19 protein-coding genes are annotated in these 22,294 nt (G+C 62.4%); 12 read left to right on the forward strand and 7 right to left on the reverse strand.

Annotated features, from left to right (window positions below; genetic code table 11):
- Positions 1-79 precede the first annotated feature (79 nt).
- The 11 genes from QN222_RS22725 to QN222_RS22775 all read left to right on the forward strand — a co-directional run bounded on the left by QN222_RS22725 (position 80) and on the right by QN222_RS22775 (position 11,672).
- Positions 80-1,354 (forward strand): extracellular solute-binding protein, encoded by a 1,275-nt coding sequence (locus tag QN222_RS22725; RefSeq protein ID WP_283964891.1) that lies wholly within the window; start codon positions 80-82, stop codon positions 1,352-1,354.
- Complete coding sequence (locus QN222_RS22730) at positions 1,354-2,271, forward strand: sugar ABC transporter permease (protein ID WP_284005602.1); 918 nt, start codon at positions 1,354-1,356, stop codon at positions 2,269-2,271. Before QN222_RS22725 ends, QN222_RS22730 begins: the two co-directional genes overlap by 1 nt.
- On the forward strand, positions 2,268-3,134 hold the full coding sequence (locus QN222_RS22735) for a carbohydrate ABC transporter permease (RefSeq protein ID WP_283964576.1): 867 nt from the start codon (positions 2,268-2,270) through the stop codon (positions 3,132-3,134). The genes QN222_RS22730 and QN222_RS22735 overlap by 4 nt, the downstream gene beginning before the upstream one ends.
- Positions 3,127-3,981: a glucose 1-dehydrogenase gene (locus tag QN222_RS22740; protein ID WP_283964577.1), complete on the forward strand. Its 855-nt coding sequence runs from the start codon at positions 3,127-3,129 to the stop codon at positions 3,979-3,981. Before QN222_RS22735 ends, QN222_RS22740 begins: the two co-directional genes overlap by 8 nt.
- Positions 3,978-5,075 (forward strand): sn-glycerol-3-phosphate ABC transporter ATP-binding protein UgpC, encoded by a 1,098-nt coding sequence (locus tag QN222_RS22745; protein WP_283964578.1) that lies wholly within the window; start codon positions 3,978-3,980, stop codon positions 5,073-5,075. Before QN222_RS22740 ends, QN222_RS22745 begins: the two co-directional genes overlap by 4 nt.
- Before the next feature lie 135 nt (positions 5,076-5,210).
- Entirely contained in the window at positions 5,211-6,377 is a 1,167-nt protein-coding gene (gene dgoD / locus QN222_RS22750; RefSeq protein ID WP_283964579.1) for a galactonate dehydratase, read from the forward strand.
- Positions 6,364-7,266: an aldose 1-epimerase gene (locus QN222_RS22755; RefSeq protein WP_283964580.1), complete on the forward strand. Its 903-nt coding sequence runs from the start codon at positions 6,364-6,366 to the stop codon at positions 7,264-7,266. The genes dgoD and QN222_RS22755 overlap by 14 nt, the downstream gene beginning before the upstream one ends.
- A gap of 238 nt (positions 7,267-7,504) precedes the next feature.
- Positions 7,505-8,515 carry an ABC transporter substrate-binding protein gene (locus QN222_RS22760; RefSeq protein WP_283964581.1) on the forward strand — a complete coding sequence of 337 codons (1,011 nt, stop codon included), beginning with the start codon at positions 7,505-7,507 and terminating at the stop codon, positions 8,513-8,515.
- A 12-nt stretch (positions 8,516-8,527) separates the two neighbouring features.
- Positions 8,528-9,301, forward strand: a complete 774-nt coding sequence (locus QN222_RS22765) for an ABC transporter ATP-binding protein (protein ID WP_283964582.1) — start codon at positions 8,528-8,530, stop codon at positions 9,299-9,301.
- A gap of 1 nt (position 9,302) precedes the next feature.
- Positions 9,303-10,160, forward strand: a complete 858-nt coding sequence (locus QN222_RS22770) for an ABC transporter permease (RefSeq protein WP_283964594.1) — start codon at positions 9,303-9,305, stop codon at positions 10,158-10,160.
- 45 nt (positions 10,161-10,205) lie between these two features.
- Positions 10,206-11,672, forward strand: coding sequence for an NAD-dependent succinate-semialdehyde dehydrogenase (locus QN222_RS22775; RefSeq protein WP_283964583.1), 1,467 nt, complete (start codon positions 10,206-10,208; stop codon positions 11,670-11,672).
- 127 nt (positions 11,673-11,799) lie between these two features.
- Here the strand turns inward: QN222_RS22775 and QN222_RS22780 are convergent, their stop codons facing one another.
- The 7 genes from QN222_RS22780 to QN222_RS22810 all read right to left on the reverse strand — a co-directional run bounded on the left by QN222_RS22780 (position 11,800) and on the right by QN222_RS22810 (position 20,522).
- Complete coding sequence (locus QN222_RS22780; protein ID WP_283964584.1) at positions 11,800-12,876, reverse strand: sn-glycerol-3-phosphate ABC transporter ATP-binding protein UgpC; 1,077 nt, start codon at positions 12,874-12,876, stop codon at positions 11,800-11,802.
- Positions 12,873-15,131 carry a glycoside hydrolase family 2 protein gene (locus QN222_RS22785; RefSeq protein WP_283964585.1) on the reverse strand — a complete coding sequence of 753 codons (2,259 nt, stop codon included), beginning with the start codon at positions 15,129-15,131 and terminating at the stop codon, positions 12,873-12,875. The genes QN222_RS22780 and QN222_RS22785 overlap by 4 nt, the downstream gene beginning before the upstream one ends.
- Before the next feature lie 8 nt (positions 15,132-15,139).
- Positions 15,140-15,961: a carbohydrate ABC transporter permease gene (locus QN222_RS22790; protein WP_283964586.1), complete on the reverse strand. Its 822-nt coding sequence runs from the start codon at positions 15,959-15,961 to the stop codon at positions 15,140-15,142.
- Entirely contained in the window at positions 15,958-16,857 is a 900-nt protein-coding gene (locus QN222_RS22795; protein ID WP_283964587.1) for a sugar ABC transporter permease, read from the reverse strand. Before QN222_RS22795 ends, QN222_RS22790 begins: the two co-directional genes overlap by 4 nt.
- 92 nt (positions 16,858-16,949) lie before the next feature.
- Complete coding sequence (locus tag QN222_RS22800) at positions 16,950-18,221, reverse strand: extracellular solute-binding protein (RefSeq protein ID WP_283964588.1); 1,272 nt, start codon at positions 18,219-18,221, stop codon at positions 16,950-16,952.
- A gap of 226 nt (positions 18,222-18,447) precedes the next feature.
- Positions 18,448-19,509 (reverse strand): LacI family DNA-binding transcriptional regulator, encoded by a 1,062-nt coding sequence (locus QN222_RS22805; protein WP_283964589.1) that lies wholly within the window; start codon positions 19,507-19,509, stop codon positions 18,448-18,450.
- A 77-nt stretch (positions 19,510-19,586) separates the two neighbouring features.
- Positions 19,587-20,522: an AraC family transcriptional regulator gene (locus QN222_RS22810; protein WP_283964590.1), complete on the reverse strand. Its 936-nt coding sequence runs from the start codon at positions 20,520-20,522 to the stop codon at positions 19,587-19,589.
- Between the two features lie 193 nt (positions 20,523-20,715).
- Here QN222_RS22810 and QN222_RS22815 point away from each other — a divergent pair, with 193 nt between their 5' ends.
- Complete coding sequence (locus tag QN222_RS22815) at positions 20,716-22,188, forward strand: alpha-glucosidase/alpha-galactosidase (RefSeq protein WP_283964591.1); 1,473 nt, start codon at positions 20,716-20,718, stop codon at positions 22,186-22,188.
- Positions 22,189-22,294 lie beyond the last annotated feature (106 nt).

Raw genomic sequence — 22,294 nt, forward strand, 5'->3', positions numbered from 1 at the left:
CAGAAATTATATCTTATGTCTTATATAAGAACGCGAGCTCACGGGAGGTGAGAGTTCGCGGATGAAAGGGAGGGTTTTGATGATACGATTCGACAGACGTGGGCTGCGGCTCGCCACCATATCTATTGCAGCACTGGTCGCAGGCATGGGAGGCGCCGCCTCGGCCCAGGACAAGATCACGCTGACCTTCGCCAACTGGGCCGCGGCAGAGGGCACCACCCGGCCGGGCATCGAGAAGGTGATAGCAGATTTCGAGGCTGCCAATCCCGAGATCGATGTCGTGAGCGAGGCGATCTCGTTTTCCGAAATCGCGCGCCAGCTGGTGCTGCGGGCGCGTTCGGGCAATCCGCCGGACGTCGCGCAGATCGCCGGCAACGATACGGTGCTGCTTGCCTTTACCGGCGCGTTGGAGCCGCTCGACGGCTATGTGAAAGAGAACCTCGCAGCCAACCTCAAGCAAGGCGCAGATGCCGGTCTTCGCGATGACGGCGGACTTTTCGCATTTCCGTGGAACCAGTCGCCGGCCGGCTTCTGGTACAACAAGGAGATCATGCAGAAGGCGGGCCTCGATCCGAACAAGCCGCCCCGCACGATCGACGAGCTGACCGCCGCACTCGCGGCCATCAAATCGAGCCAGCCGGACGTCATCCCGCTGGCGATCGACACGACCAATCGCGCCTTCGCGCTGAGCTCGAACTGGCCGTGGATGAAGAGCTTTGGAGCAGTGCCGGTCGGTGAGGGCGCAACCGGAGCCGAGTCCGCCGAGATGAAGGCGTATCTCAGCTGGATGCGCAAGATCGCACAAGCCGGCTACATCGATCCGGGCCGGCGCATCGGCGAGTTCAGGCCGCTCGCGGCTCAGGGACACGTCGCCTTCATCTGGGACCAGGTACTCCTCAAGGGTGTCATGCAGGGTGCCAGCAAAATGTCGGACGATGATTTCTACAAGACCTGGGGCGTGACGACACTTCCGGCGGGTGCCGGCAAGCCGACGACCTTCGAAGGCGGCCACCAGCTCGTCATGTTCGCCTCCGGCAAACAAAAGGAAGCGGCCTGGAAGTTCATCGAGTATCTCGCGACCTCGCCCGACGCGATCGCCAACTATACGATGAGCGTCAATTCCTCGCTGCCCTCGATCAAGGCAACGGGTAAGGCGGAGCTTGACGCCGCGCTCGGCACGCCTGTGTTCAAGGCTTTCTCGGACGAGATCATCCCGACACTCGCGCCGCAGCCTTACGGCCCGGATTTCGCGGCCGCCGCCACCGCGATCATGGCCGGCGTCCAGGAGGCTGTCACAGGATCACAGCCGATCGACGACATCGCCGCGTCGATCCAGCTGGGGCTGCCGCAATAATGGCGGCTGAAACAACAACGACCGAAGTTCGTGTCAGGTCTCGTGCGCGCCACGAGCCCTGGCTCGACCGGATGGTGCTGCCGACGCTGGTCGTCATGGCCGTCGTCGTCGGCTATCCGATCGTCTACACGATCGCGCTGTCGGTGCAGAACTACAACCTGCTCGACTTCAGGCCGGCCGCTTACGTCGGCGCGGCAAACTATACCAAGCTGGCCGGCGATCCCATCTTTTGGGGTTCGCTTGCCAACACCGCGATCTATACGTTCGGCAGCGTCGGCGTTTCGGCGCTGTTGGGGCTTGCACTTGCCCTGTTGATGGAAAACCTGGGCGGCGCGCGGTTCCGCGCAATACGTGCCCTGCTGCTGACACCCTGGGCCGTGCCATTCGTCGTGGTGGCATTCCTGTTCCGCTACATGTACCTGCAGAACGGCGGCGTCATCAACGCGGTGCTGTTGTCGACCGGTATCATCGATGCGCCGGTACCTTGGCTCAATTCGTCAACGCTCGCCCTGCCGGCCGTCATGGTGGCCAATGTCTGGGCAATGGCGCCGTTCTTCTTCCTGCTGCTCAGCGCCGCGTTGTCTGCGATCCCCAACGAGGTCATCGAATCGGCGCGTGTCGACCGCGCCGGTACCTGGGGCATGATCTGGCACATCAAGCTGCCGTTCCTGCGCAACCCGCTGTTGATCAGCAGTCTTCTGATGGTGATCTCCAACTTCAACGATTTTGCCAAGATCTGGGCGATGACTCAGGGCGGACCCGGATATTCGACCAGCACGCTCGTCGTCTACGTCTACCGTCTCGCCTTCGAACGCTTCGAGTTCGGTTATGCCTCGGCGGTCGGCGTGATCTGGCTGACGATGCTGATGGTGCTTGCCTGGATCTATATGCGCGTGCTGCGGATGGAAAGCCGATGAAACCCAACCTTCAATCTTCCAGGGCCGGATGGCTGTCACCCGGTAATATCGCCCGCTGGGTCGCGATCGGTTTCGCGCTCCTGTGGAGCCTTGCACCGATCTACTGGATGCTCTCGACCTCCTTCAAGACAGAGCTGGAGGCGGCGCGCCTCGACCCGACCCTGTGGCCGGAAGCGCCGACGATCGCCAACTACAGCGGCCTCATGGGCACGTCGCTTCCCTTCGTGTCGTTCTTCGTCAACACCGTCATGAGCTGCCTGCTGACGGCGATCGTCTGCGTCGTCATCGCCACGCCGGCCGCCTACGCCCTCTCGCGGGCGCGCTTCAGGCTGGCGGGGACGGTGGGCTACGCCATACTCTCCTTCCGAATGCTGCCGATGGTGGTCGTGCTTGCGCCGCTCTATCTGCTGCTCCTCAACGCCAAGCTGCTCGACAGCGGCACGGGCCTCGTCGTCGGTTTCACCACCTTCGGCCTGCCTTTCGCGGTCTGGATGCTGAAAAGCTTCGTCGATGCCGTGCCGATCGAGGTCGAAGAGGCCGCCCGCGTCGACGGCTATCCCCGCTGGCAGATCCTGCTGAAGGTGGTCGTGCCGCTGATCATGCCGGGTATCCTGACGACCGGGACCTTCGTGTTCATGGAAGCGTGGAACAACCTCATCTATCCGCTGACCTTCATCACCACGATTGAGAAGCAGACGCTGCCGGCAGCCCTCGTGCTCACGTTCACGGGCCAGTTCAAGACGGACTGGGGCGGCATGATGGCCGCGGCGACGATCACCACCCTGCCGCTGATGATCGCCTTCTTCGCCGTGCAGCGATCGATGGTGCGCGGCCTTACATCGGGAGCGGTCGCAGGTGCCTGATATCAATCGAAACAAGCTCAACCACGAGCGGCTCAGCGGCCTGGTCGCGCTTGTCACGGGCGCGGCGGGCGGCATCGGTCTTGCCGTCTGCCGGCGTCTTGCGGCCGAGGGTGCCCGCATCCTGATGACGGATCTCGACGGAACGCGGTTGGCCGCGGCTGCCGATGTCCTTCGTGCGAATGGGGCCGAGGTCGATACCGTGGTCGCCGACCTCGCGAAGAAAGGCGAGCGGGACCGGCTGGTTCCCGCCGCAGTCGAGCGCTGGGGGCGGTTCGACATCCTCGTCAACAATGCGGCCTTTCACGGCGAGCGGCGGACTTTCCTCGACGCCTCCGAGGAGGAGTTCGAGCAGATCTTCGCCGTGAACGTCATGGCGACTGCCGCACTTTGCCGGGCGGCAGCCAGGGCGATGCAGGCGCAAGGCGCTGCTGGCGCGATCGTCAATATCGGCTCGATCCAGGCCGGCTTGCCGGTGCCGACCTATGCGGCCTATGTGGCGAGCAAGGGCGCCGTCGCGGCACTGACACGCGCACTGGCGGTTGAGCTGGCCCCGGCCGGCATTCGGGTCAACGCGGTCCTGCCAGGCGTGATCGCGACCGAGGCTTTCAAGCAGGCACTCGCCGATGGTGCGGATGCCAAACGGCAGATGCCGATGACGGCGGCACTGCTCGAGCGTCAGGGCGAGGCTGCGGAAGTGGCTGCGGCCGTCACCTTCCTCGCTTCCTCTGACGCATCCTTCATCACTGGCGCCGCGCTACCCGTTGACGGCGGCCGCAGCATCAGCCGCAAGGCTGACCCATTTGAACAGTCCTTCGGTGACAGAACTGAATCAGGAATTCCGGAATGACCAAAATCGTGCTGCGCAATGTCGAGAAGCACTACGGCGCCGTGTCCGTTCTTCGCGACTGCAATCTGGAAATCAACGAAGGCGAATTCATCGTCCTCGTCGGCCCTTCGGGATCGGGCAAGACTACGCTGCTGCGCATTATAGCGGGGCTGGAGCATATCACCGCGGGGGACCTCTTTTTCGGCGAGCGCCGCGTCAATGATGTTGACGTCGGCGACCGGGACATAGCGATGGTGTTCCAGAACTATGGCCTCTACCCGCACATGTCGGTCTACGACAACATGGCGTTCGGCCTGAAGCGTCGCAAAATGCCGACCGACGAGATTGACAGGCGCGTGCGCAAGTCGGCCGAGATGCTCAATATCGCACCCTACCTTGAACGCCGGCCGCGGCAGCTTTCGGGCGGGCAGCGTCAGCGCGTCGCGCTCGGGCGCGCCATCGTCCGCGATCCAAAGGTCTTCCTGCTCGACGAGCCGCTCTCCAACCTCGACGCCCATCTGCGCGTCCAGATGCGTACGGAAATCATGAAGGTGCATCGAGCGGTATCGGCGACGGCAGTTTATGTCACGCACGACCAGGTCGAGGCCCTGACGATGGGTGACCGCATCGTCGTCATGGCGGAAGGTCGCATCCATCAGGTCGGCACCCCCGACGAACTCTATGACAGCCCGGACAACAAGTTCGTCGCTTCTTTCATCGGGACGCCCGCGATGGGCTTCTTCGACTGCCCCGCGGCGCAGATGAACGGTAACGGCGAGGCGGCGGCTGTCGCACCGCGGGTTCGCCTGACCGATGCACAGCGCGGGCTCCTGCCGCGGAACGGAAACGCGAAGGTGACGATCGGCATCCGCCCCGAACGGCTTACGCTCGCGCAGGCAGGAGACGAGACGGCAGACATCCTGCTTCCCGGCAGGGTCGACGCCGTCGAGATGCTCGGCTCGGAGCAGTATGTGCACTTCTTCGTGGAGGGCGGTGAACTGACCGCGCGCGTACCACGCGAACAGCAGGTCAGGGCCGGCGATGCCGTTACGTTCCGTGCTGACGCAAAGCACCTCTACCTTTTCGATCCGGAAAGCGGCGCGGCGCTGCGGTAGCGCCGTGCCTCGCACTTCTTCCGCGATCGGTACTGTCGCCAAACGACACCCGCGCCCGGCCTGCGAAAGCCCAGGCGCGTCGGGTGATGCAGTTGCGGACCTTGCCGGTCCTCTCATGAAATCAGGAGCATAGTTATGTCTCGCATAGCCAGCATTGAAACCTTCCGCGTTCCCCCGCGGTGGATCTTCGTCCGGGTGACGACGGATGATGGTCTCACCGGTTGGGGCGAATCCATCATTCCGAAGCGCGCCCGTGCCGTCGTTGCGGCGATCGAGGACATGGCCGCCAATCTTAAGGGCGTCGATGTTTCGCGGATCGAGGACATAGCGCAGCGCCTCCGCCGTGGCGCCTTTTTCCGCCACGGGCCGATCCTCGCAACGGCGGCGGCCGGCATCGAACAGGCATTGTGGGACATCAAGGGCCAACGCGCCGACATGCCCGTCTACGAGTTCCTCGGCGGCGCCGTGCGCAATCACGTGCGTGCCTATGCCTGGATCGGCGGAGACAGTCCGAATGATATCGTCGAGCATGCGCGCAAGCGGATGGAAGAGGGCTTCACCGCAGTCAAGATGAACGCCACGCCGGCGTTGGGGCACATCGGCCAGCGGAACGTGATCGACGCCGCCGCCGCGCGCATGGGCGCTTTGCGCGATGCCTTCGGCAACAAGCTCGATATCGCCCTCGACCTCCACGGGCGCGTCCATCGCGCCGCCCTGAAGCCGCTGCTGGCCGAGCTGGAACAGTTCCACCCGATGTGGGTCGAGGAGGCGACGACCCCGGAGAACGAGGAAACGCTGAAGATGTTGGCAAGCGCCGCGCGCTCCATTCCCGTCGCGACCGGCGAGCGGCTCAATTCGCGCTGGGAGTTCAAGCGGGTGCTCGATACCGGTGCGATCGACATCATCCAGCCGGACGTCTCGATCACCGGACTGTTCGAGCTGGAGAAGATTGCCCGCATGGCCGAGGTCTACGACGTGGCGGTCGCGCCGCACTGCCCGAACGGGCCGATATCGCTTGCGGCGTCGCTGCAAGTGGGCTTCTGCTGCCCGAACATCGTCATCCAGGAACAGAGCCTCGGGCTGCACTATCACGCGGGGTTTGCTGGACTGCCCAAAGCCGACCTGCTCGACTATCTGAAGGACACCAAGCCGCTGACCACGGCCGACGGCGTCTTTGCTCTGAACGATGCGCCCGGCCTCGGCATCGTGCTGGACGAGGAAGGAATTGTCGCGAAGCAGCAGGACTGGCGCCTGCCCGATGCCGACTGGACCCATCCCGACGGCACCTATGCGGAATGGTGACGCGCTTGTAAGGCTCTCGGCGGGGGACCTCGTTCTCACTCTCGCGCCGCATATCGGCGGTTCGGTCGCGGGCTTCACGAAATCCGGGGCCGACCTGATGCGTCGGACCCCGCCTGAGGCACTGGAGAAAGGCATTGTGCGTCAAACGAGCGCCTTCCCGCTCGTGCCTTACTCCAATCGCATCGCGCACGGGCGCTTTTCTTTCGGGGGCGAGCACGAGCTCGCCCGCAATGCCGGCGAGGAGCACGCCCTGCACGGCAATGGCTGGCAGCTTCCATGGTCCGTGGCCGACGCCTCGACTTCGTCGTGCAGGCTTGTCCTCGAGCACAGTCCCTTCGGCTGCGGGCCGGGAGGCTCGGACGGCTGGCCGTTTGCCTTCCGCGCTACGCAGAGCTTCACGCTCGAACCGCGAGGCCTGCGCGTGGCGCTTTCGCTCGAAAACGTGGATACGCGGCCGATGCCAGCCGGGCTCGGGTGGCATCCGTTTTTCCCTCTGCGGCCCGATACGGTCCTCGCCTTCAGCGCATCCGGCATGTGGATGACCGGACCGGACCATCTGTCAACGGAGCACGTTGCAGTGACTTCCGACCGTGCCTTCGATGGAGGACGTCGGGTCGAATGCGCGACGCTGAACAATTGCTTCACCGGCTGGAGGCGGCGCGCCAGGATAGAACTTGGCGGCGGATTGCCCACTTTGCGCTTTGCGGCGGACGAGCTGTTTTCGATGGCGATCGTCTATACGCCCGCGGGGCAATCCTTTTTCGCCTTCGAACCGGTCAGCCACATGCCGGATGCCGTCAACCGGATGGATTTCACGGTGGATCACGGCCTCCGCATTCTGGCGCCTGGAGAGACGATCGCAGGGCATATCCTGCTGGCCGTGGGCTGACCGCGCGTTCGCCACTGCTTCATCGCCCTGAAGTCTTCCTTCCTGACAACTTCTCTCCCCTTCCGACCGGCCTCTCGCCGTTTCGGCGGCAGTGAGGTCTTGCAGGTGCCATTTTACCGTTAATCCCTGTTGACTCCTCTAACTTATAACTTATACAAGACTACCGATGCTAAATTCTGCCGCCAGGCTGCGAGGGAGGGACTCTGCCAGCCGGCGGTCACTGGGAGGGAGAGAGAACATGCATCGACGTGATTTTCTGGCAGGTGCTGCAGCCTTGTGCGGCGCAGGTCTGGTTCGCCCGGCGCGAGCCGAAACGGGTTCCGTTTCCGTTGCCCGTGGTTTTGCCATCCCGCACCTGCCGGTGATGGTGATGGAACACCAGTCGCTGTTCCGGAAGCATCTTGATGCGGCCGGGCTCGCCAGCGTCGCCACGGAATGGGTCACGCTTGGCTCCGGCTCGGTGATGAACGATGCCCTGATTTCCGGCAATCTGTCGTTCGCCACGGGCGGACCGCCGCCCATGCTCACCCTGTGGTCGCGCACGAAAGGAACGCCGATGGAGGTACGCGGCGTCTGCAATCAGGCGATCATGCCGATGTATCTCAACACCAAGAATTCCGGCGTCCGCTCGATCGAGGATTTCACCGAGAAGGACCGCATCGCGGTCTCGGCAATCAAGGTCTCCATCCAGGCGATCATCGTCCAGATGGCTGCCGCGCAGAAATTCGGCATGGACGCCTATGACCGCCTCGACGAGCTGACTGTCGGAATGAACGCGGTAGACGCGACGACAGCCCTGCGGTCGGATCAGAGCCCCGTCACCGCCAATGTCAGCCTGCCGCCCTTCCAGTATCAGGAGCTGAAGCTGCCGAACATCCACAAGGTGCTGAGCTCTTACGACGTGGTCGGCGAGCCGCATACCTTTTCGATGGTCTGGACCACCCGGCAATTCCAACAGCAGAACCCGGGTATCTACAAGGCCTTCCTCGCGGCGATCACCGAGGCGACCGATCTGATCCGCAGCGACAAACCCAAGGCGGCGCAAATCTATCTCGACGTCACGGGCGCGAAGGATTCGCTTGAAGAGACCTTGGCGCTCCTCAACAACCCCGAAATCGAGTTCACAACGGTGCCGAAGGGAACGTTCCGGCTGGCGGAGTTCATGCATTCGATCGGAACACTCGAAGCCGATGCGGAATCCTGGAAAGACTACTTCTTCGAGGATATCCATTCGCTTCCGGGAAGCTGAGGAGGTGTTGGGATGACTGCACCTCTCCTCAACGTCAAGGGCGTCACGCTCCAATACAGGACCCAGGAACACGTCGTTACCGCGACCTATCGGGTCGATTTCGACGTGTCCCGGTCCGACCGCTTCATCCTGCTTGGTCCTTCGGGATGCGGCAAGTCGACCCTTCTCAAGGCCGTGGGCGGCTATCTCAAGCCCACCGAAGGCAAGATCAGCCTGAACGGACGGCAGATCGCCGCACCGGGGCCAGACCGGATGATGGTCTTTCAGGAGTTCGATCAGCTGCTTCCGTGGAAGACGGTCAAGGAGAATGTCGTCTTCGCGTTGGAGGCCTCGCGCAAGCTGCGCGGGGCGGCGGCGCGGGAGAAAGCCGCCGACGCCATCGCCAAGGTCGGGCTCGCACGGTTCGCCGACAGCTATCCGCATACGCTCTCGGGCGGCATGAAGCAGCGCGTGGCAATCGCCCGCGGCATGGCGATGGAACCCGACATTCTGCTGATGGACGAACCCTTCGCCGCGCTCGACGCGCTTACCCGGCGCAAGATGCAAGATGAACTGTTGGCCCTGTGGGAGGGTACGAAGTTCACGGTTCTGTTCGTAACGCACTCGATTGCCGAGGCGATCAAGGTCGGCAACCGGATCCTGCTGCTTTCACCTCACCCCGGTCGCGTGAAAGCCCGTATCGACGATATTCCCTACGGCATGGCGCCGTCCGCCGCTGCCGCGCTCGAAAAAGAGATCCATAACATGCTCTTCGCCGAAGAGATCGAGGAGGTCGAGCATGTCTGATATGACCCCAGCTCCGCATATCGCCGTCTCCAGAATGGAGGGAGAGGCGCACGGCGTCGTCGAGAAGCCGCTTACAGCCTTTGACAAGATCTACAATCTGAATTGGCTGCGAAAGCTGGTCATGCTGATCGTGCTTGCCGTCATCTGGGAAGTCTATGCGCGGTGGCTGAACAACGCCCTGCTGTTCCCGACATTTGCCGAGACCGTTGAAGCTCTTGTCGAAGGCGCCGCCAGCGGCATCCTGGTCATTCGCGCCTGGGCCTCGATCCAGATGCTGCTCGCAGGCTATGCAATCGGCATCATGCTTGCCGGCGTCCTGACCTTTCTTGCGATCGGTACGCGGATCGGCTCCGACTTTCTCGAGACGATGACGTCGATCTTCAATCCGTTGCCGGCAATTGCCTTGCTGCCGCTCGCGATGACCTGGTTTGGCCTGGGATCGGGCAGCCTCATCTTCGTCCTCGTCCATTCGGTTCTCTGGACTGTGGCGCTCAACACGCATTCCGGGTTTCGCGCGGTATCGAACACGCTGCGCATGGTGGGGCAGAACTGCAGCCTCTCCGGTCCGCGGCTCGTCTGCATGATCCTGATTCCGGCCGCGCTGCCGAGTATCCTGACCGGGCTCAAGATCGGGTGGGCCTTTGCGTGGCGGACGCTGATCGCGGCCGAACTCGTCTTCGGCGTCAGCTCTGGCCGAGGAGGGCTCGGCTGGTTCATCTACGAGCGCAAGAACCTGCTCGACATTCCCGACGTCTTCGCGGGGCTGCTGACGGTGATCATCATCGGTCTGGCCATTGAAAACCTGGTCTTCCGCAAGATCGAGGAGAAGACGGTGCGCCGTTGGGGCATGCAGCAATAGCAAGGTCCACGGAGCGTTAATCAACATACATTTGAGGAGACCGCGATGCTTCAAAAGAGCAGCCATTTCATGCGCGAGGCCAACCTGATCGATGGCAAGTGGGTTCAGGCCGATGCCGGCGCGACCATCGACGTGACCAATCCTGCGACAGGGCAGAAGATCGGCGTCGTGCCGAAGGCCGGCAGGATCGAGACCAGGCGCGCGATAGAAGCGGCGGACAAGGCTTTTCAGACTTTTTCCAAGACGACGGCACTGGAGCGCTCGAAGCTGCTGCGCAAGCTGCATGACGCGCTCATCGATAACCAGGAGGCGCTGGCCTATCTGCTGACCCTCGAGCAGGGGAAATCACTCGCCGAAGCCCGGGGCGAGATCGGCGCTTCGGCCGCCTACGTTCTCTGGTTTGCCGAAGAGGCGCGACGCACCTACGGCGACACCGTGCCGAGCCCCTGGGCCGACCGCCGTATCCTCGTGACGAAGGAACCGGTGGGCGTGATTGCGGCGATCACCCCGTGGAACTTCCCGTCGTCCATGCTGGCGCGCAAGATCGGCCCGGCAATCGCCGCCGGCTGCACCGCCGTGGTCAAGCCCGCCTCCCAGACGCCCTATTCGGGTCTTGCCTGGGGCGTTCTCTGCGAGGAGGCCGGTATCCCGCCCGGCGTGGTCAATATCGTCACGGGCTCGGCGTCGGAGATCGGCGACGAGCTCTGCGAGAACCCGGCGGTGAAGAAGATCACCTTCACCGGCTCGACCGAGGTCGGCAAGCTTCTCCTCACAAAGGCGGCGTCGACCGTGAAGAAGGTTTCGATGGAACTTGGCGGCAACGCCCCCTTCCTCGTTTTCGACGATGCCGACCTGGACCGTGCCGTCGAGGGTGCGATGGTCGCGAAATATCGCAACTCCGGGCAGACCTGCGTATGCACCAACCGTTTCTTCGTGCAGAGCGGCGTCTACGACCGCTTCGTCGAGAAGCTCGCTGAGGCTTGCGACAAGCTGAAGGTCGGATCGGGGCTCGAGGAAGGCGTCCAGCAGGGCCCGCTGATCGACGGGAACGCGGTGGAAAAGGTCGAGGAATTGATCGCGGATGCCACCTCGAAGGGCGGAAAGATCGTCACCGGCGGCACGCGACACGAGCTCGGCGGCACATTTTTCCGGCCGACTGTGATCTCGGAAGCGACGACGGACATGCGCTTCATGAAGGAGGAGATCTTCGGCCCCGTCGCCCCCGTCTTCCGCTTCGAAAAGGAGGAAGAGGCCGTCGCGCTCGCCAACGACACCGAATATGGGCTCGCCTGCTATTTCTACACCAGCAACCTCGCTCGGGCGTTCCGGGTTTCAGAGGGCCTGAAATACGGCATGGTGGGCGTCAATGAGGGGCTCATCACCACACCGGAAGCTCCCTTCGGTGGCGTCAAGGAGTCCGGCCTCGGTCGCGAAGGCGGGCACCAGGGCATCGAAGATTATCTCGACACAAAATATGTTTGCATCGGCGGTCTTACAGCGCCGCGCGTCTGATAGGGCGCGCAAAGGACGCTGTAGCACTTTGAATTGCTGCATGTTTTTTGACCTTAAATCGGCTGCGATTTAAGGAAACATGCAGTAGCTGATGCTTTGAACGAACGGTGGCGGGCAGAAGATCGGGCTACCGCAGGCGCCTGCCATTGACGTCGAACACCAGCGCGCAAGCAGGGTCGAAGCGGGCGGCGATGCGGTCGCCCGATTTTAGGCCGCGGCCCTTTTTCGTTTCGATGACGACGAGATCGCCCTTGCCGTGGCGGGCATAGGCGAAGGTCTCGCCGCCGAGATGTTCGAGCATGTCGATCGTCAGATCGAGGGCCGCCGGCCCGGTCTCGTTGAAGTGCTCCGGCCGGATGCCGACGGTTACCGGGGTTCCCGGCACCGCCGCCGCCACCTGCACCGGGATCTTCGCGTCTGCGTAATCCGGCAGGCGCACACAAAGCTGCTCGCCGTCGCCGGGCTCGATCGCACCCTTGAGGAAGTTCATCTTCGGCGAGCCGATGAAGCCGGCGACGAACAGATTGGCGGGGTCGTCGTAAAGTTCGAGCGGCGAGCCGACCTGCTCGACCACGCCGCCGCGCATGACCACGATCTTGTCGGCCAGCGTCATCGCCTCGACCTGGTCGTGGGTGACGTAGACGATCGTGGTCGCGAGCGTCTTGTGGAGCCGCGCGATCTCGATGCGCATGTGCACGCGCAACTCCGCGTCGAGATTGGAAAGCGGTTCGTCGAAGAGAAAGATCTTCGGGTGCCTGACGATCGCGCGGCCGATCGCCACGCGCTGGCGCTGCCCGCCGGAAAGCTGTTTCGGCTTCCGGTCGAGCAACGGGTCCAGTTCGAGGATTTTGGCCGCCTCGCCGACGCGGCGTTCGATCTCCGCCTTGGCGACGCCGGCGAAGCGCAGCGCAAAGCCCATGTTCTCGCGCACGGTCATATGCGGGTAGAGCGCATAGGACTGGAAAACCATGGCGATGCCGCGCTTCGACGGATCGACATCGTTCATCCGCTCGCCGTCGATCGTCAGATCGCCGGAGGTGATCTCCTCGAGACCGGCGATCATTCGCAAAAGGGTCGACTTGCCGCAGCCGGACGGGCCGACGAAGACGACGAACTCGCCGGATTTTATGTCGAGATCGACGCCCTTGATGACCTCCAGGCTGCCATAGGATTTGCGGATGTCGCTGAGTTGCAGCTCGCTCATGCGCTCGCTGCCCCCGCGACGGAGAGTTCAAGCTTCGCCGAACCGAGCCGCGAAGAAGTGACGGTGACGACAGCGTCGCCCGCTTTCCCCGTCGATTCCAGCCAGAACCCGGTCGAGCCTCCCTGGAAGACAATCCGGTCCGGCCCCATCAGCCGCGCCGGACCTTCTACCGCGATGTCGGCGGCGTCGTTCAGGAAAGGCAGGATGTTGCCGACCTGATCCAGCGCGCGGACGATGACCCGCACGCTGTCGCGGCCTTCGGCATGAAGCGTCTTGCTGTCAGCCTCGACCTGCAAGGTGGTCGGGACGGGATCGGCGACCATGCGCAGGCTGGCCACGGGTTTGCCGGCGATGAAGCCGGTGAATTCCGCGCTTTCCCACTTCATGCCCCAGACGCCGAGCTCGTCCTTGGTGAAGTGGCGGTGGTCGATGACGACGGGGGGGTGCGGCAGATGCGGGAAGTTTTCACGGTCCCGGCCTACCCGCTTCGTCAACGACCCGTACTTCAGCTCGACCTCGTCGCAATTGGTGAGCACGATCAAGGGCAGCACGCCGCCGATGTTGCGCTCGCCGCGCGCCCAGAAGGTCACGGGCTTCATCACCACTTCTTCCGACGGATCGCACTGGCTCGCATAGACATAGGCCGCGAACTTCGGCTCGCGGAACATGTCCATGACGCCGTGGTAGCAGATGCGGTCGCCCGAGCCGAAATCCTTGTGGGTGTTGTAGTCGAACATGCACCAGCCGATCGCGCCGGAAATACTTGGGCTCGCGTGGGCGGCATTCAGCACTTCGAGATGCCGGCGCACATGCTCGGCCTGGCGCTGCTCCTGATCGTAGATCTTCGTCGGATACATGTGGCCGCCGAACTCGGTGATGAGATAGGGCACCTTACGCGAGAGCCCGGTGCATTCCTCTTGCGGGCGGAGCGCCGTGCGCGGCCGGTTCGACCCCGGCAGCTCCTCGTTGCCGAGGATGAAGTCGTTCATCGTGTAAACGTCTTCCAGAAATTCGCTGTCGGTGATGTAGCGCACGCCGCCGGTCTGCCGCGTCGGGTCGAGTTCGCGCGCCAGCCGGTTGGTCTCGACATAGAAGTCGTGCGAATCCTGCGACTCGTTGATCCTGACGCCCCAGATGACGATCGACGGGTGGTTCCAGTCGCGCTCGATCATGCGGCGAACGTTCCGGATCGCCTCCTCTTTCCATTCTTCGCCGCCGATGTGCTGCCAGCCCGGAATCTCCTCGAAGACGAGCAGGCCGATCCGGTCGCAATGGTCGAGGAACCATTTCGACTGCGGGTAATGCGAGGTGCGCACGAGATTGCAATGAAGCGTGTGCTTGAGGATTTCTGCGTCGCGCTCCTGCGCGCTGCGGCCCATGGCATAGCCGACATAGGGGAAGGACTGGTGTCGGTTGAGGCCGCGGATCCTGAGCGGGCGGCCATTCAGCCGGAAGCCTTCGGTGGTGAACTCCGCCGTGCGGAAGCCGAAACGGGAGGAGAGGAGGTCGCGGCCGTGATCGGTCCTCAGCTGCACCTCGACCTGGTAAAGCACTGGATTGTCGACATCCCAGAGCGACAGACCTGTGAGGCCGCTCATTTCGAGCGTGACGCTTTCTCCGCGGGTCTCGCCGACCGCCTCCGCCAGGAGTTCGCCTTCCGCGTCTCTCAGAAGCGCCGTCACCGTTCCGGAGAAGGAGAGACCCTGCGGGTTCGCGAGATCGCAGCGGACGGTGACGGACTTGGCGTCGCTCAAGGCGTCGCGCGTCTCGACCTTGATGTTGGCGATCGAGACAGCGTCGGTGATCTTCAGCCAGACGTCGCGATAGATGCCGGCATAGGTGAGATAGTCGATCCGGCCGCCGAAGGGCGGGATCTCCGGATTCTCGCTGCCGTCGATCTTGACAGTGATCAGGTTGTCGCCCTGCCGGAGCTTGCCGGTCAGCCGCGCCTCGAATGGCGTATAGCCGTCCCTGTGGGCGATGATCGCCTCGCCGTTCAGATAGACGACGGCATCCGCCATGGCGGCATCGAAGACGAGCGAGACTTCGCGCTCCGCGAACTCGGCGCGCCAGGGTAGCGCTTTCTGATAGGTGAAGGCGCGCTGATAGGACGTCTCGTCGAAATAGTTGAACGGCAGTTCGACCGCGTTGTGCGGCAGGCTGACGGTCTTTCCGGCCAATGGTTTGCCGGCTTCGGCAGCTGCGAAGCCGTCTGAGAAGATCCATGAATCGTTGAACGAAGTAACAGAGCGCATCATCATTCCTATTTGACTGAGCCCAGCATGCCCTGGACGAACTGACGTTGCATGAAGAAGAAGACGGCAAGGGTCGGAAGCGTTGCGAGCACGGTTCCGACCATGACGACGCCGTAATCGGGGTAATAGGCAGAGGCGAGCGAGGAAATCACCAGCGTGATCGTCTTCGTCTCGTTCGACTGCAGCACGATCAGCGGCCAGAGATAATTGTTCCAGGCCGTCATGAAGACAATGATGAAGGCCGCCGCATAGGTGGAGCGCATCACCGGCACGTAGATGAAGAGAAAGATCTGCCATTCTTTCAGCCCGTCGACCTTCGCGGCGTCGCGCAGTTCGGACGGGAACGCCTTCGTGCACTGGCGGAAATAGAAGACGACGAAGGCCGAGCCGATCGTCGGCAGCACGACGGCGATGTGCGTGTTGATGAGGCCCGCCTGGCCCATCATGATGAAAAGCGGGATCATCAGCGCCGCGAACGGGATCATCAACGTCAAGAGCATGGCGCGATAGAGACGCTCGCGGTGGCGCGAGCGGAATATCTCGAAACCGTAGCCGGCGAGCGACGAGACGGTGAGCGTCAGCACTGTCGAAAGGATCGCGATCTTTGCGGAATTCCAAAAGACGAGCGGCGCATTCACCTGGGCGAAGAAGGTGCCGACATTGGTTGCGAGGGCTGCACCCGGCAGCACCCTGCCCTTGATGATATCGATCGACGAATTGGTGGCGCCGAGCACCATCCAGAAGAAGGGGAAGACGGAGAGGAAAGCCATCAATCCCAGGAAGCTGTAGGTGAGAAGCGCGCCGGCCGCGCGTCCGATGCCGTTCGTCATTTGTCGCGCTCCCGGGCCGCGAAGAACTGGAAGAAGGCGAGAAGCGCGACGAGCACGACGATGACGTAGGAGACAGTCGCCGCATAGCCGAAATTCGGCATGAAGCGGAAGGTGAGGTTGTAGATATAGAGCGACAGCGTCAGCGTCGCGTTGGACGGCCCGCCCCGGCCCTCCGTGAGATTGTAGACCTCGTCGAAAAGCTGCACCGTGCCGATCGTCGAGATGACCGTGGTGAAGAGGATAACCGGTTTCAGGAGCGGGATGGTGATGTGGGTAAAGCGTGCCCAGGCGGGGACGCCGTCTATGCGCGCCACCTCGTAGATCGACCTGTCGATGTTCTGGAGCGCCGCGAGATAGAAGATCATGTTGTAGCCCGTCCAGCGCCATGTGATGGCGATGATGACAAGCGCTTTCGCCCAGAAGGGATGGGTCAGCCATGGAATGGGGGAGGAAACGATGCCGATCGCCTGAAGCGTCGAATTGACGACGCCGTCGGTGGCGAACATGCCCTTGAAGAGCACCGAATAGGCGACCAGCGAGGTAACGCAGGGCAGGAAGATCGCGGTTCGGAAAAGGCCCCGCCCGAAGAGCCGCGGATTGTTGAGGATCGAGGCAAGGATCAGCGCCAGCAGGATCATGATCGGCACCTGCACGACGAAATAGGTCATCGTGTTGGTGAGCGCCTTGATGAAAACCGGATCGTTCCAGAGGCGGACGATGTTCCCGAAGCCGACGAACTTCATCATCATGCCGCGGCCGGACTGGAAGGACATCCAGAGCGACCAGAAGATCGGATAGATCATGAAAAGGCCGATCAGCCCGAGCACCGGGGCGACGAAGAGCCAGCCATTGACGTCGTAGTAGCGGCCGATGCTGCCGCGGCGCGCGTGAACCATCATCATCCTCACGGGAAGGAACGGAAACCTGTCAGCCGCGCATCGAGCCGCGGCCGAAGGTGGGCGGTTGCCCGCCCACCTTCCGCATCCGGTCACTGGATCTGCGCGCTGACCTCGGCGTCGATCGCCTTGAGGACATCGTCGACCGGCGTGCCTTGCGTCAGCGCCGGGAGCTGGGCGGTGACGGCGGTATCCGCCTCGTTGGTGAAGATGCCGTAGTTCACAGACGGCACCTTTGCCAGCCAGTCGGAGAAGCTCTGCCAGACCTTCTCGCCACCGAAGAAGGGATCGGCCGCCTCGTAAGCTGCCCCGCCGCGTGCGGCGAGCAGCGAGCCGACGGCACCGCGATCCTGCAGGATCGTCTGGTAGAAATCGATGTCCTTGCCGTAGATCTCGTTGAGGAAATCGATCGCCTCGGCCTTCTCCGCCGAGCTTTCAAGCACATACCAGCTCGAACCGCCGAGGTTCGAGGCATGCGTTGCGCCGTCGATTGCAAGCTTCGGAATGGGCGCGACGCCCCATTTGCCGGCCTGATCCGGCTGCGCCTTGACGGTGCCGGTGATCCAGACGCCGGTAACGACCGCGGCCACATCGCCGGAGGTGAAGGTCCCAACCCAGTCGGACCAGCCGGCTGCCGGCTTGTAGACATTGGCCGACATGATCTTGCCGACAGTTTCAAGGGCTGCCTTCAGGGCAGGATTGCCGGTGACATTGGCCTTGCCATCCTTGTCGAAATACCACTGTCCCGCCGACTGCATGATGATGCGGACGAGGCCCGCATCGTTGGGGTCGAGCCCCATCATCTTCTTGCCGGTCTTTTCCTCGACCTGCTGGCCGATCTCGATGAAGCGATCCCAGGTGAGGTTCTGCATGTCCTCCGGCTTGAAGCCGGCCTGTTCAAGGTAGTCCTTGCGGTAATAGAGCCCGGTGACGCCGGAATCGAACGGCATGCCATAGACCTGGTCGCCAACCGTCATCACCTGGACCTTGTAGGGAGCGAAGCCGGAATAGTCGACAGTGCCGGAGAGAGGCGCAAAAGCGCCGGGGAAGGACTGCAGATATTTCTGCGCGCCGTAATCCTCGATGAGAACGATATCGGGCAACGCATCGGCGGTGCCGGACGCAAGACCGGTCTGGAGCTTCTGCTCGACATCGGTCTTGGCGAAATCGACGACGTTGAAGGTGACATCCGGGTGCGTCTTCGTATAGCGGGCGCCTGCCTCCTTCATGATCGCGACGTTGAAGTTCGGATCCCAGCACCAGATGGTGATTTCCTTCGCCTGGGCAGCGGTCACCGCCAGGAAGCTCACGCTCGCCAGCGCAAGGCCGGCGATGCGCGGCAAAGCACGCGCCAAATTATCCATTGTTTCCTCCCAGAAATCGGTCCCCGAGACAGTCCTCCCTGTCTCTGGCGGGGAGTATTTCTCAAAATCGGAAACGAGGCAATATTTTCAGTAAATTTTTACTTCAGATTTTTCGAGGCTTTTGAATTGCCCCCTCATCCGGCCTGGCGGCCACCTTCCCCAAGCGGGGCGGAGAGGACTCGGAGCGGCTGCTCAGCCGCTCTCCACGCCTGCGGGGGCGCTCTTCTTAGCTTCCGGCCGCCCGCCTGGCTTCGACAATTTCCGCGGCGTCGGCAGCGCGAGGGGTGCTTCCGCGCCAGATGATTTCGGTACCGAGAACCACCTTCTTGGCGATCTCGCGGCCGGAAAGGCGCTCGAGCAGCAGGTCAACCGCGGTTTCCCCGATCAGTTCCGCCGGAATTTTTACGGTGGAAAGCGGAGGCCCTAGGAACTGTGCGACGGGAATGTCGTTGAAACTGACCACGGCAACGTCGTCAGGAATTTCAAGACCCATTTCATGGATCGCCCGATAGGCCCCGAGTGCCATGTTGTCGTTGCAGGTGATGAGGATCTGTGGCGGATTGGGCCTCGACAGCATCGCCTTGGCGAGTGTGTAGCCGCTGTCGGGCGTCATACGTTCGACCATGCAAAATTCCGGATCATAGAGCCCGGCCTTGGTCATCCAATCGATATAGGTGCGACAGCGACGTTCCGAATGGATGTTGTCGGGGCCGTAGAAGGCGTCGATCCAGCCGATGAAGCCGATCCGGCGATAGCCCATGCCGTGGACGGCTTCCAGGAGCCGGGTCATGGCGAGCGAAACGTCGCTCAGCACGGCGTCGTCAACATCTCCAGCAGGCGCATAATCGGCAAAGACGAGATGGCGGCTATGGCGGCGAAGCCAATTGAGCTCGTCGCCATAGTAATGGCCGACGGCAACGACGCCCGAGGCGCCTTCCAGGATCGCCGCTTCCGGAGCGTTTCCGGTCAGGAAGACCTTCACGACCTCGCTTTTCAGCGCCTGGCAGCGGCTTTCGATGCCGAGCCGCACGCCGACATAGTAGGGATCGGCGAGTTCCTGGGCAGGATCGAGGAAATGGACGAGCGCAATCTTCAAACCGGCACCGATGCCTTGGGCCGCGGCGCGGATGCGGTTGCGCGGAGTGGCATAGTTGAGCGCTTCGGCGGTCTCGATGATCGCCTGGCGTTTCTTCGTGGAGATCGACAGCGTCGGATCGTAGTTCAGGACGCGCGAGACCGTCGCCGACGAAACGCCAACGGCCGATGCGATTTCCTTGATTGTGACCATTCTCTTACGTCCCGCCTGTCAGCTGCGCGCTGCTTTTGCTCTGCTCATTTATTTAGTAAATTTTTATCGCCACTTTTTCAATCGCAAGCAGCAGCTAGCGTGGTCACGGACTCGCTTACTTTCTGAGTTCTCGCAGGCACGCTCGCATACATGCCGGTGGTGCGGAACTCGGTCGGGCTTGCGCCGAAGACGCGGCGGAAGACCTTGGCGAAATAATTCGGGTCGTCGAAGCCTGACATGATGGCGACTTCCTTGACCGGCAGGCTGGCCGCCTTGGTCAGAAGTTTCACCGCCCGCTGCAGCCGCTTCTGCAGGACGAATTCGGCCGGCGGCATGCCCTCGCTCGCCGCGAAGACGCGCGAGAAATGCGCCCGGCTGAGGCCCGATACCATTGCGAGTTCCTCGACCGGCAGCGGCTTTTCGAGGTTCGCTATGATGTGATCGATGACGTGCTGCATCGTCCGGTATTCCTGGCTGAAGACCGGGTGCGAGCCGAAGACGTCGTCATAGAGAGCCATCGCCGCCTCGTAGGCGATTGCCGAGGCGCGCCCGGGCGTCTCGCCGCCGCTGATGAGCCGCAGACTGCAATCGGCGAGATGCTCGATCGTTTCCGGCTGCAGCTTCAGCACAGGGCCCGTGACCGCCAGGATGGCGCGGTGGATGCGCAACGCCTCCTCGCCGTTCATCGATATCCAGAAGAACTCCCAGCGGCCGCCGTCCTCCAGCCAATAGCGGTGATTGTGCGGCACGAGCAGGAGCAGCGTATCGCTCTCGCGCAGCCGATAGGTGCGGTTTTCGTAGCGCAGGTTGCCGGCGCCACCGATCGTGTGCTGCAGCACGGTGAACGGCGTCTGCCCGCGCTTGCGCCCGTCCCAATCATAGGTCGCGTCGGTCCTTATCTCATAGCCGGTGCTGGTCGGCATGGTATGCAGGCTCTGCCTTCCCCGCGGCAATGAAACGGTCCGCATCACCGGGCCATGGTCGATCAAATCCTGCAGCACAGAATTACCCATGAAAGCACAATACCTCTCTAGTCGAGCGGTTGATTATACACATAATGGCCGCAGATCGCGCAAGACGGCTGCTTTCTTTAGTGGAAAAGCACCTGAGAGAGGAAAGGTCGCACTTTGCGACCAGGGTCAACTCGGTGAATTGATTTTACCCTTATAGCGCGCACGCCGTAGGACGAGGAGGAACGAGACGACCATGAGCCGCTTCAAGATCGCCATTATCGGTGCCGGCAGCATAGGCTTCACCAAGAAGCTTTTCACCGACATACTTTCTGTGCCGGAGCTCCAGGACGTCGAATTCGCGCTCACCGATCTGAGCGAACACAACCTCGGCATGATCAAGACGATCCTCGACCGGATCGTCGAGGCGAACAGCCTGCCGACGCGGGTGACGGCCACCACCGAACGGCGTAAGGCGCTCGAAGGTGCGCGCTACATCATCAGCTGCGTTCGGGTGGGCGGGCTCGGCGCCTATGCCGACGACATCCGCATTCCGCTGAAATATGGCGTCGACCAGTGCGTCGGCGATACGATCTGCGCCGGCGGTATTCTCTACGGCCAGCGCAACATTCCGGTGATCCTCGATTTCTGCAAGGATATCCGCGAGGTCGCGGAAGCCGGCGCCAAATTCCTGAACTATGCCAACCCGATGGCGATGAACACCTGGGCGGCGATCGAATACGGCAAGGTCGATACCGTCGGGCTTTGCCACGGCGTCCAGCACGGCGGCGAGCAGATCGCAGAAATCCTCGGCGCCAGGGAAGGCGAGCTCGACTATATCTGCTCCGGCATCAACCACCAGACCTGGTTCATCGATGTGCGCCTCAATGGTCGCAAGGTCGGCAAGGACGAGCTTGTCGCCGCCTTCGAGGCTCATCCGGTCTTCTCCAAGCAGGAAAAGCTCAGGATCGACGTCCTGAAGCGCTTCGGCGTCTATTCGACGGAAAGCAACGGCCATCTTTCCGAATACCTGCCCTGGTACCGCAAGCGTCCGGACGAGATCGCCAAATGGATCGACCTGTCGGACTGGATCCATGGCGAGACCGGCGGTTATCTGCGCTACTCGACCGAAACCCGCAACTGGTTCGAAACGGAATATCCGCAGCTCTTGGCTTCCGCCGGCAAGCCGATCGATCCGGCGAGGCGTTCGAACGAACATGCGAGCCATATTCTCGAGGCGCTTGAGACCGGCCGGGTCTATCGCGGTCACTTCAACGTCAAGAACAATGGCGTCATCACCAACCTGCCGGCGGATGCGATCATCGAATCGCCCGGCTTCGTCGATCGCTTCGGCATCAACATGGTTTCGGGCATCACGCTGCCGGAAGCGTGCGCCGCCACCTGCATCTCGTCGATCAACGTCCAGCGCATGTCGGTTCACGCGGCGATATCCGGCGATATAGAGCTTCTGAAGCTCGCGGTGCTGCACGACCCGCTGGTCGGCGCCATCTGCACGCCCGAAGAGGTGTGGCAGATGGTCGACGAGATGGTCGTCGCCCAGGCCGAATGGCTGCCGCAATATGCCCACGCGATCGATGCCGCGAAGGAGCGGCTCGCCCGCGCCACGGTCAAGACCCGCGACTGGAGGGGCGCGGCGCGCCGCGAGGTGCGCTCGATCGAGGAAATCCGCGCGGAAAAGGAAGCCGCGAAGCTGCGCGCCGCTGGTTAGGTCGGCGGGCGAACTTGAATGATGGCGACAACCCGTCTGGCCCGCGATTGCCCCTCACGCCTAGCCCTCTCCGCGCAGGCGGGGAGAGGGGACTTAAGCGGGCGCC

The organism is Sinorhizobium sp. 6-70 (genome assembly GCF_030124375.1).
Lineage (GTDB): Bacteria > Pseudomonadota > Alphaproteobacteria > Rhizobiales > Rhizobiaceae > Sinorhizobium.

What these genes read in the sequence shown, in the direction of transcription:
- QN222_RS22725 (WP_283964891.1), top strand. Translation starts at nt 80, where the DNA reads ATGATACGATTCGACAGACGTGGGCTGCGGCTCGCCACCATATCTATT.
- QN222_RS22730 (WP_284005602.1), top strand. Translation starts at nt 1,354, where the DNA reads ATGGCGGCTGAAACAACAACGACCGAAGTTCGTGTCAGGTCTCGTGCG.
- QN222_RS22735 (WP_283964576.1), top strand. Translation starts at nt 2,268, where the DNA reads ATGAAACCCAACCTTCAATCTTCCAGGGCCGGATGGCTGTCACCCGGT.
- QN222_RS22745 (WP_283964578.1), top strand. Translation starts at nt 3,978, where the DNA reads ATGACCAAAATCGTGCTGCGCAATGTCGAGAAGCACTACGGCGCCGTG.
- dgoD (WP_283964579.1), top strand. Translation starts at nt 5,211, where the DNA reads ATGTCTCGCATAGCCAGCATTGAAACCTTCCGCGTTCCCCCGCGGTGG.
- QN222_RS22755 (WP_283964580.1), top strand. Translation starts at nt 6,364, where the DNA reads ATGCGGAATGGTGACGCGCTTGTAAGGCTCTCGGCGGGGGACCTCGTT.
- QN222_RS22760 (WP_283964581.1), top strand. Translation starts at nt 7,505, where the DNA reads ATGCATCGACGTGATTTTCTGGCAGGTGCTGCAGCCTTGTGCGGCGCA.
- QN222_RS22765 (WP_283964582.1), top strand. Translation starts at nt 8,528, where the DNA reads ATGACTGCACCTCTCCTCAACGTCAAGGGCGTCACGCTCCAATACAGG.
- QN222_RS22770 (WP_283964594.1), top strand. Translation starts at nt 9,303, where the DNA reads ATGACCCCAGCTCCGCATATCGCCGTCTCCAGAATGGAGGGAGAGGCG.
- QN222_RS22775 (WP_283964583.1), top strand. Translation starts at nt 10,206, where the DNA reads ATGCTTCAAAAGAGCAGCCATTTCATGCGCGAGGCCAACCTGATCGAT.
- QN222_RS22780 (WP_283964584.1), bottom strand. Translation starts at nt 12,876, where the DNA reads ATGAGCGAGCTGCAACTCAGCGACATCCGCAAATCCTATGGCAGCCTG.
- QN222_RS22785 (WP_283964585.1), bottom strand. Translation starts at nt 15,131, where the DNA reads ATGCGCTCTGTTACTTCGTTCAACGATTCATGGATCTTCTCAGACGGC.
- QN222_RS22790 (WP_283964586.1), bottom strand. Translation starts at nt 15,961, where the DNA reads ATGACGAACGGCATCGGACGCGCGGCCGGCGCGCTTCTCACCTACAGC.
- QN222_RS22795 (WP_283964587.1), bottom strand. Translation starts at nt 16,857, where the DNA reads ATGGTTCACGCGCGCCGCGGCAGCATCGGCCGCTACTACGACGTCAAT.
- QN222_RS22800 (WP_283964588.1), bottom strand. Translation starts at nt 18,221, where the DNA reads ATGGATAATTTGGCGCGTGCTTTGCCGCGCATCGCCGGCCTTGCGCTG.
- QN222_RS22805 (WP_283964589.1), bottom strand. Translation starts at nt 19,509, where the DNA reads ATGGTCACAATCAAGGAAATCGCATCGGCCGTTGGCGTTTCGTCGGCG.
- QN222_RS22810 (WP_283964590.1), bottom strand. Translation starts at nt 20,522, where the DNA reads ATGGGTAATTCTGTGCTGCAGGATTTGATCGACCATGGCCCGGTGATG.
- QN222_RS22815 (WP_283964591.1), top strand. Translation starts at nt 20,716, where the DNA reads ATGAGCCGCTTCAAGATCGCCATTATCGGTGCCGGCAGCATAGGCTTC.